General features: G+C 44.5%; 15 protein-coding genes. 8 read left to right on the forward strand and 7 right to left on the reverse strand.

All coding sequences use genetic code 11. The features are described from left to right. Nucleotides 1-503 precede the first annotated feature (503 nt). From BMX56_RS04810 to BMX56_RS04820, 3 genes are all read right to left on the reverse strand, one after another. On the reverse strand, nt 504-1,394 hold the full coding sequence (locus BMX56_RS04810; RefSeq protein ID WP_143065364.1) for a hypothetical protein: 891 nt from the start codon (nt 1,392-1,394) through the stop codon (nt 504-506). A gap of 52 nt (nt 1,395-1,446) precedes the next feature. After that, nucleotides 1,447-2,751 carry a family 16 glycosylhydrolase gene (locus BMX56_RS04815; RefSeq protein WP_255369773.1) on the reverse strand — a complete coding sequence of 435 codons (1,305 nt, stop codon included), beginning with the start codon at nt 2,749-2,751 and terminating at the stop codon, nt 1,447-1,449. 101 nt (nt 2,752-2,852) lie between these two features. Next, the gene (locus tag BMX56_RS04820; protein WP_090641743.1) at nt 2,853-4,727 is read right to left on the reverse strand and encodes a glycoside hydrolase family 30 beta sandwich domain-containing protein; all 1,875 of its coding nucleotides are present in this window, start codon (nt 4,725-4,727) and stop codon (nt 2,853-2,855) included. 557 nt (nt 4,728-5,284) lie between these two features. Between BMX56_RS04820 and BMX56_RS04825 the strand changes: the two genes are divergently transcribed. Further along, nucleotides 5,285-5,788, forward strand: a complete 504-nt coding sequence (locus BMX56_RS04825; protein WP_090641746.1) for a GtrA family protein — start codon at nt 5,285-5,287, stop codon at nt 5,786-5,788. Between the two features lie 24 nt (nt 5,789-5,812). On the opposite strand, the gene BMX56_RS04830 is transcribed toward BMX56_RS04825, so the two are convergent. Genes BMX56_RS04830 through BMX56_RS04840 form a run of 3 tightly spaced genes read right to left on the reverse strand, consistent with a single transcriptional unit; the run spans nt 5,813 to nt 8,177 of the window. Then, a complete protein-coding gene (locus tag BMX56_RS04830) occupies nt 5,813-6,487 on the reverse strand; it encodes a carotenoid biosynthesis protein (RefSeq protein ID WP_090641749.1) in 675 nt (224 codons plus the stop codon). Continuing rightward, nucleotides 6,466-7,554: a glycosyltransferase family 2 protein gene (locus BMX56_RS04835; RefSeq protein WP_090641752.1), complete on the reverse strand. Its 1,089-nt coding sequence runs from the start codon at nt 7,552-7,554 to the stop codon at nt 6,466-6,468. The genes BMX56_RS04830 and BMX56_RS04835 overlap by 22 nt, the downstream gene beginning before the upstream one ends. Nucleotides 7,555-7,556: 2 nt before the next feature. Further along, nucleotides 7,557-8,177 carry a 1-acyl-sn-glycerol-3-phosphate acyltransferase gene (locus BMX56_RS04840; protein ID WP_090641755.1) on the reverse strand — a complete coding sequence of 207 codons (621 nt, stop codon included), beginning with the start codon at nt 8,175-8,177 and terminating at the stop codon, nt 7,557-7,559. 332 nt (nt 8,178-8,509) lie between these two features. On the opposite strand from BMX56_RS04840, the gene BMX56_RS04845 reads away from it, so the two are divergent. Further along, on the forward strand, nt 8,510-9,055 hold the full coding sequence (locus BMX56_RS04845; protein ID WP_090641759.1) for a YciE/YciF ferroxidase family protein: 546 nt from the start codon (nt 8,510-8,512) through the stop codon (nt 9,053-9,055). 76 nt (nt 9,056-9,131) lie between these two features. On the opposite strand, the gene BMX56_RS04850 is transcribed toward BMX56_RS04845, so the two are convergent. Continuing rightward, complete coding sequence (locus BMX56_RS04850; protein ID WP_090641761.1) at nt 9,132-10,175, reverse strand: hypothetical protein; 1,044 nt, start codon at nt 10,173-10,175, stop codon at nt 9,132-9,134. 480 nt (nt 10,176-10,655) lie between these two features. Here BMX56_RS04850 and BMX56_RS04855 point away from each other — a divergent pair, with 480 nt between their 5' ends. The 6 genes from BMX56_RS04855 to BMX56_RS04880 all read left to right on the forward strand — a co-directional run bounded on the left by BMX56_RS04855 (nt 10,656) and on the right by BMX56_RS04880 (nt 16,554). Beyond that, complete coding sequence (locus BMX56_RS04855; protein ID WP_369829632.1) at nt 10,656-11,615, forward strand: AAA family ATPase; 960 nt, start codon at nt 10,656-10,658, stop codon at nt 11,613-11,615. 292 nt (nt 11,616-11,907) lie between these two features. Continuing rightward, nucleotides 11,908-12,783, forward strand: a complete 876-nt coding sequence (locus tag BMX56_RS04860; protein WP_090641767.1) for a DUF58 domain-containing protein — start codon at nt 11,908-11,910, stop codon at nt 12,781-12,783. Then, entirely contained in the window at nt 12,780-13,736 is a 957-nt protein-coding gene (locus BMX56_RS04865) for a hypothetical protein (protein ID WP_090641770.1), read from the forward strand. The genes BMX56_RS04860 and BMX56_RS04865 overlap by 4 nt, the downstream gene beginning before the upstream one ends. Then, a complete protein-coding gene (locus BMX56_RS04870; protein ID WP_218152382.1) occupies nt 13,733-14,734 on the forward strand; it encodes a vWA domain-containing protein in 1,002 nt (333 codons plus the stop codon). Before BMX56_RS04865 ends, BMX56_RS04870 begins: the two co-directional genes overlap by 4 nt. Before the next feature lie 3 nt (nt 14,735-14,737). Continuing rightward, a complete protein-coding gene (locus BMX56_RS04875) occupies nt 14,738-15,784 on the forward strand; it encodes a vWA domain-containing protein (RefSeq protein WP_090641773.1) in 1,047 nt (348 codons plus the stop codon). After that, nucleotides 15,781-16,554: a tetratricopeptide repeat protein gene (locus BMX56_RS04880; protein WP_090641776.1), complete on the forward strand. Its 774-nt coding sequence runs from the start codon at nt 15,781-15,783 to the stop codon at nt 16,552-16,554. Before BMX56_RS04875 ends, BMX56_RS04880 begins: the two co-directional genes overlap by 4 nt. The last annotated feature ends 10 nt before the right edge of the window (nt 16,555-16,564 follow it).

Below are 16,564 nucleotides of genomic sequence, written 5' to 3' on the forward strand. Positions count from 1 at the left end.
CAGCATGATCCTGAGTTGAAGGGCTATGCAGAAAGTAAACTAAAACATAAAGAATATGGGCTGGTATTAAACAACGTGAAATTCAAGCTAATCCTGCGGATGTTTTCGTTAGTAAAGAGGCAGGAAATGTATGTGGAAAACTACCGGAGATCAGCCTGAAAAAACTTATTTTTAATTAAGTTTGGAATTGTTGGAAACCTAGAATACGAACGAGGTACGAGGAGAAATCCTATACGTCATGTATTCAACCATGCAAATTTGCAAGCATGACGTATAGGATTTCTCCTCACGCCAACGCCCAAAGCCCTCCCCGGTTCGTTCGAAATGACATTTTTTTTATTATTGGTACGTTTCCCAAAGATGTGTACACACAGTAGCTCCCTAGAGGGGAATCGCACATTCCCACCGCTTTTTTAAAGAGATCCTCAAAATATTATTGTATCCACAACAACCGCATTTACAGCCATGTCATTACTGTTTTTTAGCATACCGTTGATGCACCTTTACCATCCCAAACTCACACCTCCGGATACCCCGAAGCCAACCCGAGACACACCATTCAATTGAGTTTTGTCAATTTGGCCGTTATTGAGGTAAAGCTGGTCGGTTCCGTTACCTGTTTGCCACGTAAAATAGTTACCGCCAATTTGGATGGCAAGGTGATTAACGATATCATAATTTAACTTTCCACCCGCTTCCACCCCGTAACCATTGGCATGGTGGCGATAGCTCACCGGGTGCTGAAAACTGGTGATCAAATTCCAGTTGCCGTTGCTGTTGTAGCTTACCTGGTGATAGGTAACATCGGCCTTGAACTTTAATTTTGGAACGATGGTTACAGATGAAATTACTTTTAAAAAACCGCCCTTCCATTGAGGTGAATAGGAACTGTTCAAACCCGGGAACATGCCGCCCCGGTCGAGCAGGCGGAGAGCTTCCTTATTTTCGCCGTAACCAATATAAGGTACCATGCTAAAACGATATTTATTAAAAATAATATACCCAACACCAAGGTTCCATAAACTGGCGCTACCTTTATTGGCGTTGAAGGTTTGGTTGTAGGTATTGTTGCTGCGGTTATCGGCCCCATAATCGCTATCGTTTACCGTGCCGGAGGATATGAACTGCCGGAAGTAATCGCCATAAACGACGAATTTTTTCCAAAAGTTATAGCTTACAGATGCGGCTACATTTTGCCCGCCAACGTTCATCCATTTAAGTTCTGAAAGTACATTGGGGTTTTGGCCGCTGATATTGCCGGATATTGACCACCGAAAATTTTCCTGCAAGTAACCCGTACCAACATCAACCTGCAGTTTGTTTGCTACCTGTTGCGCATGAACCAGGCAGGCGCTTATCATCAGCATAAAATAAAAGCTTGTAAACTTTTTCATCAGGTAAAAAATGGCCTGCCCCACGCAAAGGAACAGGCCAATATAAATTTAACTATTGATTTACGCCAAAAGCTTCCCAGCCCGCTGCTGTTGTACGGGTACAGGTCATGGCTTGTGTGCCATTTTCGCTCGAAATAAATTTGCCATTATTGCCTCTCAGGGTAACCTTCCCATCAGAGGTGGTTACCCAGTCAAATTTTTCCCAATCGCCGATAGTGGTGCGGTTACAGGTAATAGCCTGCGTGCCGTTTTCGCTCGATACATATTTACCCATGCTTTGCAGGGCCACTTTGCCGCCGCCTGCATCCACAACGGTAAAAGTTTCCCAGGCCTGGGCGGTTGCACGGTTACACCACATGGCCTGCGTACCATTCTCGCCGCTTACGTATTGGTTGTTAAACCCTTTCAGGGTGATGTTTGAACCAATTGGGGGCGATGTACTGCTGCCCGAAAGGTTGTATACCCGCACATAATCAACCACCATATTGCAAGGCAAAGCGCCATCATTAATAGTATTGCCGGGCAGGTCGCCACCTATGGCCAGGTTGAGGATGATGAAGAAGGGATTATGAAAAGCACCGGTATTGTTGATGTTGCCGGCAATATTCCCGGTAACATACAGCGTATTATCTACATACCATTTGATAGAATTGGTATCCCACTCTACCGCGTAGGTATGGAATCCGGTGGGGGTAGTTGTTGTACTGCCGCCATACTGAACGTGCCCGTTATTATACCAGTGCATGGTGCCCAATATGGTATTGGAGGTGTTTACCTGTTCCATAATGTCAATTTCGCCGCATTGAGGCCATCCAACTCCGGGGGTATTTATATTGGCGCCCAGCATCCAGAAAGCGGGCCAGGTACCTTGCACTGCAGGCAGTTTAATGCTGGCTTCAATACGACCGTATGTTGGCTGAAACTTACCGGCAGTAGTCAGCTTAGCCGAGGTATAGGGCTGGCCGCCCACGGTTTCTTTACGGGCGGTAATAGTTAAAAAACCGCCGGATACAGTAGCGTTTGCCGACTGATAATATTCCTTCTCGTTATTAACATTGGGGTTCCCATTGTCGATATTCCAGTTGGCGGTGTTAACGCTGGTACCGTTAAATTCATCGCTCCATACAAGGGTTGCGGCCCTGGGGGTGGTGGTTTGGGTGGTTTCGGCAGCCGCTACGGCAGCAGGTGTTTGCCTGTTGGCATCTTTTTTACAGGAAATGGCTAAAGCAGCCAGGGCAACTATTGCTAAAGCGCCCTTTTTTAAGTTTTGAATTGATTTCATAAGATTGGTATTTGTGCTATTGATATAATTGATTGCGTGTTGGTGAGAAATAACTTGAGATATTAACACTGTCATGCTGAGGAACGAAGCATCTATTCGCGAACTTTTCTACCGGTTAGGCACAGCTGGCAGATCCTTCGTACCTCAGGATGACAATCACTTTTTTAACGATTTAACTACTGGTTCACCCCAAAAGCTTCCCAGCCCGATATGGTTGTGCGGTTACAGGTCATGGGCTGGGTGCCGTTTTCGCTGGATACGTACTTGCTGTTATTGCCCTTGAGCGATATTTTGCCATCGGCGTTAACCACCCAGTCAAATTTTTCCCAGTCGCCAATAGAGGTTCGGTTACAGGTGATGGCTTGCGTACCGTTTTCGCTGGATACGTACTTGCCCATGCCTTGCAGGGCTATTTTACCGGCGCCGGCATCAACCACGGTAAATTGTTCCCACGCCGATGCCGTTGGGCGGTTACAGTTCATGGCAGCGGTGCCATTCTCGCTGCTTACATACTGGTTGTTAATGCCCTTCAGGGTAATAACAGAGCCAATTGGCGCACCGGATGAACCGTTTGATTGTGTGCCGCTCCATTTAAAAGTGGCCACTGCGCCTGCAGCTAATGAGTAAGTAAATGATTCGGCACCCCATTTTACTTTGAAGCTAACCGCAGATGAGCCGGTATTTAGCGCGATAAGCACTTTGCTGCCATCCGAATTTTTAAAGGCCACATCTTGTATACTGCCGGATACATTTGATGAAATACGAACAGCCCCCGGCCGTACAAAACGTGCCGCGTGGCCAATAATGTAATAGCCTACGTTGCGGGTTATTGATGTTCCGCTTACGGTAATGGCGCCCAGGCAGGTACTGCAGCCACCTGCTGTATGCGGGTTATAGTTAACATCGGCCGCCAGGTTCCATTCCAAAACATTGCGGCTCCAATTGCGGGTAGCGCCAATAACCAGGTTATTGACGTGCCATGACAAGTCGCCGCCAAAATTGCTTGGCGCGCCAACCCACTGCTCGGTGAAGTACACATTTTTGTTAGGATAAGCATTATGCACATCGGTTAAAGAAGCAATTGAACCGGCGTATAAATGAAATGCCGATCCATCAACATAGGGGTTGGCACCGCCGTCGGCTAAAACGGCCTCCGGATAGTCAATCCTGTCGGTATTATGGTCATAAGCGATGATCTTGGTAGCAAAACCGGCCGCCCTTATTTGCGGACCAAGGTTGTTTTTTATAAAAGTAGCTTCCTCGCTGGCCTGCATTACCATACTTGGGTTGTTGTATGGGTTAAGCGGCTCGTTTTGCGGCGTAATGGCGTCAATAGTAATACCCTGCGCCTGCATGGCCTGCAGGTATTTTACAAAATAGCGGGCATAGGCATCATAATACGCCGTATTTAAGCTGCCGCCGGTGTAGCCGTTGTTGCCGGTAGTGTTAACCTTCATCCAGGTGGGGGCGGTCCATGGGGTGGCTATAATTTTGATGGATGGGTTTATGGCGATGATCTTCTTTAGTATCGGCAGCATATCGGTGTTTTCCTGGCTGATGCTGAAACTGTTCATGTTTACATCGCCGGCCACCTGGTCGTAAGTAAAATCGCTCGAGCTTAAGTCAGATGCGCCGATGCTAATACGTAAATAACTGATGCCTATCTGCCCGTTAGCCGTACCAAAAAGCTCGCTTAAAACGGCAGCCTGGTTGCCGCCCAGCCCGTTTAATAAACTGGCGCTGCCGCCGGTTAAGGTAAACCCGAAGCCATCTATCCCCTGGTAGGTGGTGTTTTCGTCAACAGTTACGGTGGTGGCGTTGGTGCCTGCATCAGCAGCAAAATTGAAGCTGGCCTGTGCCTGCAACAGTTTTGACTGATCGGACGTGGTTACCCAGGCATTTACCACTTCATTGGCAGCGCGTGCTACCGTTTCGGCGGTTGGCTGTGCTTTGGCTTCGCCGGTGTTGGCATCCTTTTTACAGGAAAACAGCAAGGCCGCGGGTAGCAGGGTGAGGGCTGCAAGCCGCTTTAAATTGTAGTTGATGTTCATAAAAATTTATTATTTGGTTTAATTGATTGCACAAAAAATCCATGGCAAAAAGCCGGTAACGCATTGCTAAATCGCTTTATTGGTTTAACTAATGTTTAAAACAGCATTGGTTAAATGTTGGCAAAACAGCATTGTTCAAAATAGTTTTCCAGGAATTACAGGCTTATGTATGGTTTATAATTACAAATCAAATTTAGGCGATTTAAAATGTAATAAGCAAATAAAATTTACATAAATAGCTGATATATAGTATATTATATCGATTTTGATACGCTTGTATCACATGGGGGATAAATTAAAAATGCAGGTTTAAGCCTTGCTTTGAGGGATTTTGAAAACGTTAAAAATAATTATGATACGCTTGCGTCGCAGTTAATTTTAACGAAAAAAAGCGGCGGCAATGCCTTGGTTTGATGGATGGACTATGAGTGGGAGAGGGGTTTAAAGCAAATAGGCTGAAAACGCGAACATATTTAACCTGCCTGCCAGTTGTTAACGCAAGCCGGCTGCATAGTTAACCCTACTTTATTTTAATTATTTTACCTTTGCCATTATCTATGAGAAAGGTACACGATTTTATAAGGCGGACTATTTTTAACATTATCGATCTGTTTTATAAACCCTTTAAAAAATGGATGCCCTTGCACACCTTCCGTTACGCGGCATGTGGCGGGGGCAATGTGGTGTTTGATATTACGCTGTTTTCATTTTGTTATAATTTCATTTTTAAAAAGCAAAACCTGCACATCGGGTCGTATACTTTAAGTCCGCACATTGCGTCACTGGCTTTATCTTTCAGCATATCTTTTTGTACGGGGTTTTACCTGAACAGGTATATCGTTTTTAAAGAATCGGGCCTGAGCAAAAGAGGACAGCTTTCGCGGTTTATTATAGTGAATGCCATTTGTATCCTGCTGAATGTAATTTTTCTTAAGGTACTTGTTGACTGGCTGGGCATTTATCCAACTCCATCAAAAATTATAGCTACTGTATTTATAGCCTGTTTCAGCTATTTTAGCCAGACACATTTTTTCTTCAAGGCTAAAAAAAACGTTGCCTGATGGCGGTAAATTTTAACTACCCTGTCAATTCACCAGGCCCAAAATCATAAAAAACACAAATTCCATTAACAGTAAAACAGGGGCAGCTTTACTTTGAGGAGGGAATTTGAACTTCTCGAATATAAAAAGCATCAGCCCGCTTACAGCAAACCAGCAGAAGTAATTTTTTATGGGGATAGCGCCGTCCGTCCAATGCCAGTAATCAAAATGGATGGCCACGGGTTCAATTAATATATCAAGCAAAACAAGCAACAATGCGCCAACCAAAATGCGGGCATAAACATTTTTTACCCGGCTGCGCTGCATGAGCACGCCGGTGGCATAAATAAGCAAAAACCAGTTTACACCAATCATCAGCGGAACGTTGAATAACTTAATACCAAGTGTTTTGCCATACGTGTAGCTGCCAAACAGCCAGCCGGTGTGTACCCCTATCAACTCGGCGCTAAAGCCCAGCATAAACAGCAGTAATGCAAACAACCCGAATTTGGCATCGGGGCGGTTATGGCTCCAGATGATAACAGCTGCCATGAGCAATAAATGCCAGGGCACGATATCCAGAAATAAGCTGTCGATACCCGGCAGGTTAAATCCTATGATGCCAACTGTGTGAAAAAGTATTATAATTATAATGGCAATGCGCTCTGTTTTTAGGCTGCCGGTTGATAATTGCGTGTTCAAATCCTCCGACCCTTCCATACAGTAGTTTTGGTGAGGTGTTTTTGGATGGATATGAAAGCGATGAACATCATGTTTGTCATTTGCAGCGGGTGCAATAATACATTATATAAAGCATTTTGCCCCGACTCCAGCGAGATCATAATGCGGGTAAGGATAATAAGGCCGCACATGAACATGATAAGCGGCAGGTTCAGCGTCATGAACAACAACAACGGGAAAATAATAACCAGCAGCAGGTACATTAAAAACCCCGGGATGCTATAATTGAATGCGGCTAAAAAATTTTTGCTGAAACCGGCTATAGCCTCGTTATAACTTTTGTACATGCGGCAGCTAATCATGCCGTTGGCCAGCAGGGCCTCGCCGTTATAAGCTTTGGTTTTTATAAGCCGCATAATTTCTACATCCTCTACCACTTTGCCCTTTACTGCTTTATGCCATTGCTGCTGATGATAAATAGCGGCGTCGAACAGCATAAACTGCCCGCTGGCTGCAGCAACAGAAGGGTTTTTTACCAGCGATATCAAGCGTACAGGTAACAGGTTCAGTAAAATAAAATGCATCAGCGGCACTACCAGTTTCTCGCCGGTGGTTTGCATTTCCTGGTTGGCAAACAGGCTTAGCAGGCCCAGTTTGCCCGTATGCATGCGGTGTACGGCGCTATTAATTAAACCGGGCTGCACCTGCTCATCGGCATCCAGGAAAAGCAGGTAATCGCCATCGGCCTGCAAGGCAAGCTGGTGGCATGCAAAATTTTTACCTATCCAGCCAGCGGGGAGTTCCTCACCTTTAATAACCTTAAATTGGGGGTGCGCCTTTGTGAATTTTTCACACACTGCGTAAGTATCATCGGTTGAGCCGTCATCAAGTACCAGTACCTCGTAATGCTGATAATCCTGCCGGCTGATGGATTGCAGCAGCGTAAGTATATTGCCGCCCTCGTTACGGGCGGGTACCAGGATGGATACCTTATTGGTGTAATGTTTACCTACCCGCCGCAATTTAGGGTCGGATATAAAGTTGAACAGCGTAACCGTAAAGCGCAGGACGATGAAAAAAAGGGTGATTAATATAATTACTGTCACTTTTATATATCAAATTCGGTTTGAAGCAGCTTTGAGCTGCTGTAATGTTGCTGATAAGCTTCTTTTAACGCTGTTATACTCGTATAGTTGTTGTTATCGCTTTTTAAGTAAACGGTAGCGGTGCTCTTTTTGTGTTTAAAGTACTGAATAAATGTTGAAGCAAAAACCAGCTGGTATTTGCCGTATGCTTTTTTCATGATCCGGAACACGCCTTTGTCAAAATGAACGTCTTCTACATAATTTGAAAACAGCTTTCCCTGCGGAAAAATGAGCACCAGGTTTTGCGGATCGTCCAAAAGGCGGGCAGCATAATCAAGCGATTCGATGATATCCCTTGATTTTTTGTTGATCGAAAAAGCACCCGCAAATTTAAGATAATGCAGCATATGCACCGTTTTTTCTTCTACCATTACATGGTATTGCTTTTTTAATAGCTTTTGGGTTACGCAATACAATATCAGCCCATCCCAAAAACTAAAATGATTGGCTATCAGCAGCACCGATTTGTTTTTATCAACTTCGATATTGTTAAACAGTACTTCATGAAACTGCCGCGCCACAATCCACTTTACATAATAATGGATAATGCGGTTTATCAAAATATTCTTTTTATTGTAAATCATGAAGCGGTAAGATAATCAACATATACAACAAATTGAACGAGTTTTGAGCCAAAAGTCATGGGGGTGAGCTAATCTTGCGCCGGGGCTTGCAATAATCAGGCTTAGGCGCAACATTAAAAGCCTTGAAAAAGCATTACGTAATTCCCGGGGCTTTGTATTGGGCATGTGGTACTATTTTGGATACACCAATAAGTTTCAAAACAATACAACACATGATACCAAACAAGCGATTATTCATCAAATATTTCATAATAATTAATATTATTGATAAATAAATAAACTTGGCATTGCCTTTGTATTTAAGTTTTCACATAACTTAAAAAACATTTACCATGGCAACTACCAAAACAAAGGCTCCTGAACAAACATTGGATGTACAGGACTCGGCATTGAACGAACTGTTTATTGATGAATTGAAAGACATTTATTGGGCCGAAAAACATTTAACAAAAGCTTTACCCAAAATGGCAAAAGCGGCAACATCTGATAAATTGCGCGCCGCGATTGAAAATCACTTAAGCGAAACCGAAAGGCAAATTATCCGCCTGGAAGATGCTTTTGCATCGATAGACGAAAAAGCCGTAGCTGTAAAATGCGAGGCGATGGCCGGTTTAATTAAAGAGGGCGAAGAAATTATTGCCGAAACCGAAAAAGGCAGCATGACCCGTGATGCCGGAATTATTTCGGCTGCTCAAAAAATTGAGCATTACGAAATTGCCTCTTACGGTACGCTCAAAACTTTGGCTACCGTGCTGGGCTACAGCAAAGCTGCCGAGCTTTTAGATTCTACCTTACAGGAAGAAAAAAACTGCGACAGCCTGCTTACCCAAATAGCCGAAGCGGGTATAAATCAACAATCAAAAACCGAAAAAGTCTAAAAGCTTTTGCCCGATAAACCAAAACGCCATTGCCTTACATAGCAATGGCGTTTTGGTTTTTTAATGAAGTGTGCGCTTAATTAAAAGGCAGGTAAGCCAAAATGGCAACCTGTTTTTTGCTGTTATTAGCATCGGTAACAATTAAAGCGCCTTTGCGGTAAAGCGTTAGGCCTTCCCAGTTGTTTTTGTAGCCGTTAAACGTAGTTACCTCTTCCCATTGGGTGCCTTGCGGGCTTTTTAGTGTTACAATACGGGCAAATGTGTGCCTGGTTAAATAGGCGGCGTCTTTATCAAGGCTATCCTTCAGGCTGGGGATGGCTTTTTTGATATTGCTTTCCTGGTGGTTTAGCTTATCGTTGTCCAGGTAGTATTTATAGTCGCCATTATAAAAGTAATTTACGCCGAATAGCTGATCTGTGCCGGTGGCCGTTACATCGGTAATTCTGAAATAAAGCCGGGGTGTTTTAATGGCCTCGGCCTGTTTGGTAAATGAGGTATCTATCAAGTATCCCTGCCCGCCGTCGGGCATGCCATTGTATTCATAATAAGCCAGCAGCTTTTTTTCTTTGGGCAGCCAGGTAACTGCTTCAAAACCTGCGTTGTAAATCAGTTCGGGCCTTTTAAGGCTGATGATGTGTTCCGGGTCAACCACCACCTGGTTATTTGCAAGGTCGAGCTTAGCCTTAAGCAGATAGCAGTTTTGTGCTTTATCATCAGTTTCTATCGATAAAAACACGGTATTATTTACAATGCTGATAGCTTCAAAACCCTCGTAATCATCGCCTATGCTATCGGGCAGTTTATCCAGGTTAACCACCTTAAGGCTTTTATAGGCCGATAGCGCAGTATCCTTGCCATCCACCACCCGGCCAATACTATCGGCAAGCAGGCTGTAAATTAAAAACTCGCCTTTCAGGTTAGCTTTTTTAATGAGCGTTTTATGATCGCCATATTGCGGCAGCAGGTAAACCCTGCCGGCATAAGTACACATGCCCGAATATTCTTCGCCAACACCACTGATGGCTACAGGCAGCGGGATGTTTTTATATTGGGTTTGACTGTAAGATGCCGTGCATAAAAACAAAGCCGCGGCGAACAGTAAAAAGATCTTTCTATACATATCGGTACAAAGCTACAAATAGTTGTGAGGTTCAGGGTTCGGGTTGCGGGGTTCGGGGAGCTGCAAAATTCGAATTTAAAAATCCCGAGGTCGAGACGAAAAATTTTGCGTCTCGACGGAAAACAACGTCAAACTGTGTTGTTCCTGCAATTTACCGCGCTGCGTCTTTGTACCAAATACGCGAGGCCCGCAACCGGAACCATCCAACTCGCAACTCGAACCCCGCCCATCGCAACCCGAACCTCAGCCTCCCCCAACCCAATAAAAAACCTATATTTACAGCTAACACTTAAAGATTTAACAAATTTTAACAATTAAACATGGAATTTTTTTAGCAGAAAAAAGTTTGTGTGTTTAAGTTTGCTCTCGAAATAAAAAAGGTTCATGGAAGAATTTAAAAGTAGTACAGAAAATGTTTCATCGGGCGCTGTTACCGGCAGCACATCGTATTCAACAGATATCAGGGCGCTTAACGAAATGATACAACGCGAAAGCGCTTTTATCGATCTGCTTAAAATGGAGATGGATAAAGTGATCGTGGGGCAAAAATATATGGTTGAACGTTTGCTGATCGGTTTATTGGCCGATGGGCATATTTTGCTGGAAGGTGTTCCGGGGCTGGCAAAAACTTTGGCTATCAATACGCTGGCCAAATGTATCCAGGCCGAGTACAGCCGCATCCAGTTTACGCCCGATTTATTACCTGCCGATTTGGTTGGTACCATGATCTACAACCAAAAGAAAGAAGAATTCATTGTTCGTAAAGGACCATTGTTTTCTAACTTTATTTTGGCCGATGAAATTAACCGTGCACCGGCCAAGGTGCAAAGCGCGCTGTTAGAGGCCATGCAGGAGCGCCAGGTAACTATTGGCGATAACACCTTCCCGTTGCCCAATCCGTTTTTGGTACTGGCTACCCAAAACCCTATTGAGCAGGAAGGTACCTATCCGCTGCCCGAAGCACAGGTTGACCGTTTTATGCTGAAGGTGGTAATTACCTATCCTGAGCGCGAAGAAGAAAAAAGAATTATCCGTTCAAGCATATTACCGGGCGGTATGCCAAAGCCATCGCCGGTTATTAAACCCGAAGAGATTGTGCGCGCCCGCAAAATAGTTCGTGAAGTTTACATGGACGAAAAAATTGAGCAGTACATCATCGATATTGTTTTCGCTACCCGTTTCCCCGAGCAGTACAAATTGGCGCACTACAAAAACCTCATCACTTTTGGTGCATCGCCAAGGGCAAGTATTAGTTTAGCGCTGGCAGCAAAGGCTTATGCCTTTATTAAACGCCGCGGTTACGTAATACCCGAGGATGTGCGTGCTATTTGCCACGATGTAATGCGCCACCGTATTGGCTTAAGCTACGAGGCCGAAGCAGAAAACATCACCAGCGAAAATATTATTACCGGGATACTGAACGCGATAGAGGTACCGTAGGCCTCACCCCGGCCCTCTCCAAAGGAGAGGGAGGAAAAAGTTACCACCGCACATCTTCGCCATTGTCATTTCGATAGAGCGGCGGAGGAATGAGCGGGGGAGCGAAAGAGAAATCTTATACGAAGGACTTTGTGGATTTGCAAAGTTCGCGAACAGTGCGTATAGCAAAGTCCGCAAGCAGGGCGTATAAGATTTCTCACTATCGTTCGAAATGACATTAGTTTAAATTAAAAAACATACTTTTCAAAAGTCTCCCCCTTCAGGGGGAGATTTAGAGGGGGCTTCGCTTCTTATGGAAACCAAGGATCTTTTAAAAAAAGTAAGGAAGATTGAGATAAAAACCAGGGGTTTAAGTAACCACTTATTCTCGGGCGAATATCATTCGGCTTTCAAGGGGCGGGGTATGGCCTTTAGCGAGGTGCGCGAATACCAGCTTGGCGACGAGATACGTACCATCGACTGGAACGTTACCGCGCGTTTTAACCACCCTTACGTAAAAGTGTTCGACGAAGAGCGCGAGCTTACCGTAATGCTGCTGATGGATGTAAGCGGATCTGAAAACTTTGGCACCCAGGGTCAGCAAAAGCAGGATCTGGCAACCGAGCTCTGCGCTGTGCTTGCCTTTTCGGCCATCCAGAACAACGATAAAGTTGGGGTGATATTTTTTAGCGATAAGATAGAAAAATTTATCCCGCCAAAAAAAGGGCGTTCACATATCCTGATGATCATCAGGGAACTGATTGATTTTAAGCCCGAGAATAAAGGCACCAACGTTGGCGTGGCGTTAAAGTACTTTACCAGCGTTATTAAAAAGAAATGTACCGCCTTTATCCTGTCGGATTTTATAAGCCCGGCATTTGAAAACGAGCTGAAAATAGCCAACAAAAAGCACGATATTATTGCTGTAAGGCTGTTTGACAAGCACGAAGAGGTGTTCCCTAACCTGGGCCTCATCCCGATGAAGGACGAAGAAACCGGCGAGGTGGTGTGGATAAATACTGCTGATGAGGAGGTGCGCTACGCATTCAGCCTCGAGGCCCGCAACCGCACCATCGCCATGGGCGATACCTTTAAAAAATGCGGTGTTGATTTTACCAGCATCGGCACACACGAATCATACGTAAAACCATTAATGACACTATTTAAAAAACGGGAAGGCAGGAGATGATCAAGTGTTTTAAATATTTCCTGGTATTGCTGCTTACAGGTACTTTTTATTCCGCTTTTGCACAGGCCCCGCAGGCCGAGGCAAAATTGGATAGGGCCACCATTTTAATTGGCCAGCAAACCAAGCTTAACCTAAGCATCAGGCATAGCATAAAAGATAAAATAGAGTTCCCGGCGCTGGTTGATTCAATTGCGGGCAAAATTCAAATTGTGAGCAGTAAAGCCGATACTGTTTTTGATAAGCAGGATCAAAGTATCGAGACCGTTCACCGCGCTTACAACATTACCGCGTTTGATAGCGGGGCTTATGTAATACCATCCTACGCGTTTAAAACAACCACAGGCCCGGTTTATACACAGCCATTAACATTAACCGTGCAAACCGTTGCGGTTGATACCACTAAGGGTTTTTATGACATTAAACAACCGCTTGTGGTCAGTTATTCGTTTTTCGACTGGCTTCACGATAACTGGCAATGGGTAGCCATTGGCTTTTTGGTGCTGCTGATTATTGCCGGTATTATTTATTATTTTGTCTCCAGGCCTAAAAAAGTGGTAGTAATTGAACCGCCGAAACCCAAAGTGCCACCGCATATCATCGCCTTGCAAAAACTGCAGGAGCTGCGCGGCAAAAAAGTTTACGAGCAGGATGTTAAAGTATATCATATTGAACTGAGCGAAATACTGCGCGAATATTTAGAGAAGCGCTATGGCATTAAAACCCATGAGCAAACATCCGATGAGATTTTTGCAAGCCTGCGCACACTGGATATTACAGAAGATAACAAAAACCTGCTGCGCCAGGTATTGATACTTGCCGATTTGGTGAAATTTGCCAAAGAAAAACCGCTGCATTTTGAAAACGAACAAAGTATGGATAATGCCATTGGCTTTGTAAACAAAACCCAGCAGGCATACCAGCCACTGGCCGATAAACAAGAGGAGGGTAAATGAGCTGGTTTAAAGGAATAGAATTTGCCCACCCGGGATTTTTTTGGCTGTTCATCAGCATTCCACTGATGGTTGGCTGGTATATATGGAAACAACGGCAGCTGCAGGGCAAGCTGAATGTGCCTACCCTGCGGGGCTTTACGCTTAAAAAAAGCATGCTGCCAAAATTCAGGCATAGCGGTATTGTATTACGGTCGTTAGCCTTATCGGCTATGATTGTTGCGCTGGCCAGGCCGCAATCGTCATTAAGCTGGCAAAACAGTACTACCGAAGGTATCGATATCATTATTGCTTCAGATATTTCGGGCAGTATGCTGGCCGAGGATTTTAAGCCCAACCGCCTGGAAGCCGGTAAACAAATAGCCATCGACTTTATAAAAGGACGCCCGGACGACCGCATAGGCCTGGTAATTTTTAGCGGCGAAAGCTTTACGCAATGCCCGCTAACTATTGACCATAGCGTACTTGTGAACCTGTTTGCCGATGTGAAGAACGGGATGATAACCGATGGTACCGCCATAGGCATGGGCCTGGCAACGGCGGTTAACCGCCTGCGTACCAGCCAGGTTAAAAGTAAGGTGGTGATATTACTTACAGATGGCTCAAACAATGCCGGTTCGATACCGCCCATAACCGCGGCCGAAATTGCCCGTCAGTTTGGCGTAAGGGTATATACGGTAGGTTTGGGCACCAATGGTTTTGCACCTTACCCGGTACAGACACCATTGGGTATCCAATACCAAAAAATGCCTGTGGTAATTGACGAGGGCACGTTGTCAAAAATTGCAAACCTTACAGGTGGTAAGTATTTCAGGGCCACCAATAACCAAACGCTTAAAGATATTTACGAGCAGATTGATAAGCTGGAAAAAGCCAAAATTGATGTTACCCAGTATCATAAAAAAACAGAACTGTTTTTACCCTGGGCAATTATAGCGCTGGCTTTCCTGTCGTTGGAATTTATATTAAAAAACACCCTGTTTAAAGGGGCTTTAACCTAACAGATGCTACGTTTTGCACATATAGAATATTTATGGGGGCTGGTAATTATCCCGGTGTTCATTATCGCGTTTTTGGCGGTAAGCGTTTGGAAAAAGAAAGCCATATCCTCATTAGGAGATAAAAAAGTGGTGATGATGATGATGCCGCAGGTATCGTTATCAAGGCCGTGGATTAAGTTTATTTTCTTTTTGCTGGCTTACGCCATGCTGGTCATCGGCATAGCCGACCCGCAGATTGGTTCAAGAACCGAAGAAGTAAAACGCAAAGGCGCCGATTTAATGATACTGCTTGATGTATCAAACAGTATGCTGGCCCAGGATTTGGCCCCAAGCCGCCTGGAGAATGCCAAACGCGCCATTGCCCAGCTGATTGACCGCATGCATGACGACCGTATCGGTATCATTGTATTTGCAGGCCAGGCCTATGTACAGCTGCCTATTACTACCGATTACTCGGCGGCCAAGCTATTCCTGAGTACCATTAATACCGAGATGGTACCAACACAGGGAACCGCCATTGGCGCGGCCATTGAACTGGGCATGCAATCGTTTGATTTTAAAAACGGTACCGGCAAAGCCATGATTGTTATTACCGACGGCGAGAACCACGAGGATAATGCTGTTGAGGCAGCTGCTGCTGCCAAATCAAAAGATGTATCGGTGAATGTGGTTGGTGTAGGCTCAGAAAGCGGTGCGCCTATACCCGTGTATGACGAGCAGGGGCACCAAACAGGTTTCCATATAGACCGTGAAACAGGCCAACAGGTGGTAAGTAAACTGAGTGAGGACATGTGTAAAGAAATTTCGGCTGCGGGTGGCGGCGTTTATGTACGCGCTAATAACTCCAACAGCGGTCTGGGCATTGTAATGGACCAGATTGGTAAACTACAGCGCAAAACGGTTGATAGCCGGTCGTTTAAGGATTTTGAAGATCGGTTCCAGTTCTTTTTGGCCATCGCGTTTGTATTGCTGCTGGTTGAGTTCTTTATATCAAACCGTAAAAACATGCGTTTAAGCGGCATTAAATTATTTGAAGTAAAAAAGCCATGAAGCAATTAATTATAGTTGTATTATTAGTACTGCAGGCTTCATTCCTTTTTGCCCAGCAGGAAAAAAGGGACATTAGGAAAGGCAACCAGCTTTACCAGGCTAAAAACTATAAACAAGCCGAGGATAACTATCGTAAAGCGCTGGCAAAATCAAACAACAAAACAGTAGAGGGCAATTTTAACCTGGGCGATGCTTTGTACAAGCAAAAAAAGTTTGAAGAGGCGCAGCAGCAGTTTGATAAAATAGCAGCAACATCAAAAGATAAACAGGTATTGGCCAATGCTTACCATAACATAGGTAACTCCCTTTTGGAAAATAAAAAACTGGAAGAGAGTATTGCCGCCTACAAAAAATCGTTGCTCAACAACCCGAATGATGAGCAAACCCGCTACAACCTGTCGTACGCCCAAAAAATGCTGAAAAAACAGCAGGACGATAAAAAGAACCAGAACAAAAACGACAAGAATAAAGATAAAGACAAGAACAAGGATAAAAATAAGGACGATAAGAATAAAGACAAGGATAAGAAGGATAAAGACAAAAAAGACCAGGACAAGAAAGATCAGGACAAGAAAGATAAAGACGACAAGGACAAGAATAAACCTGATAATAAAGATCAGCAGCAACAACAGCCGCAGCCCAACAACGTATCAAAAGATGATGCCGAGCGGATGCTGGAAGCCCTGAAAAACGATGAAAAAGCAACGCAGGACAAACTAAAAAATAAAAAGTTAAAAGGCGCCAAAGCCAATATCTCAAAAGACTGGTAAGCCTTATATT

Source organism: Mucilaginibacter sp. OK283, assembly GCF_900110415.1.
Classification (GTDB): domain Bacteria; phylum Bacteroidota; class Bacteroidia; order Sphingobacteriales; family Sphingobacteriaceae; genus Mucilaginibacter.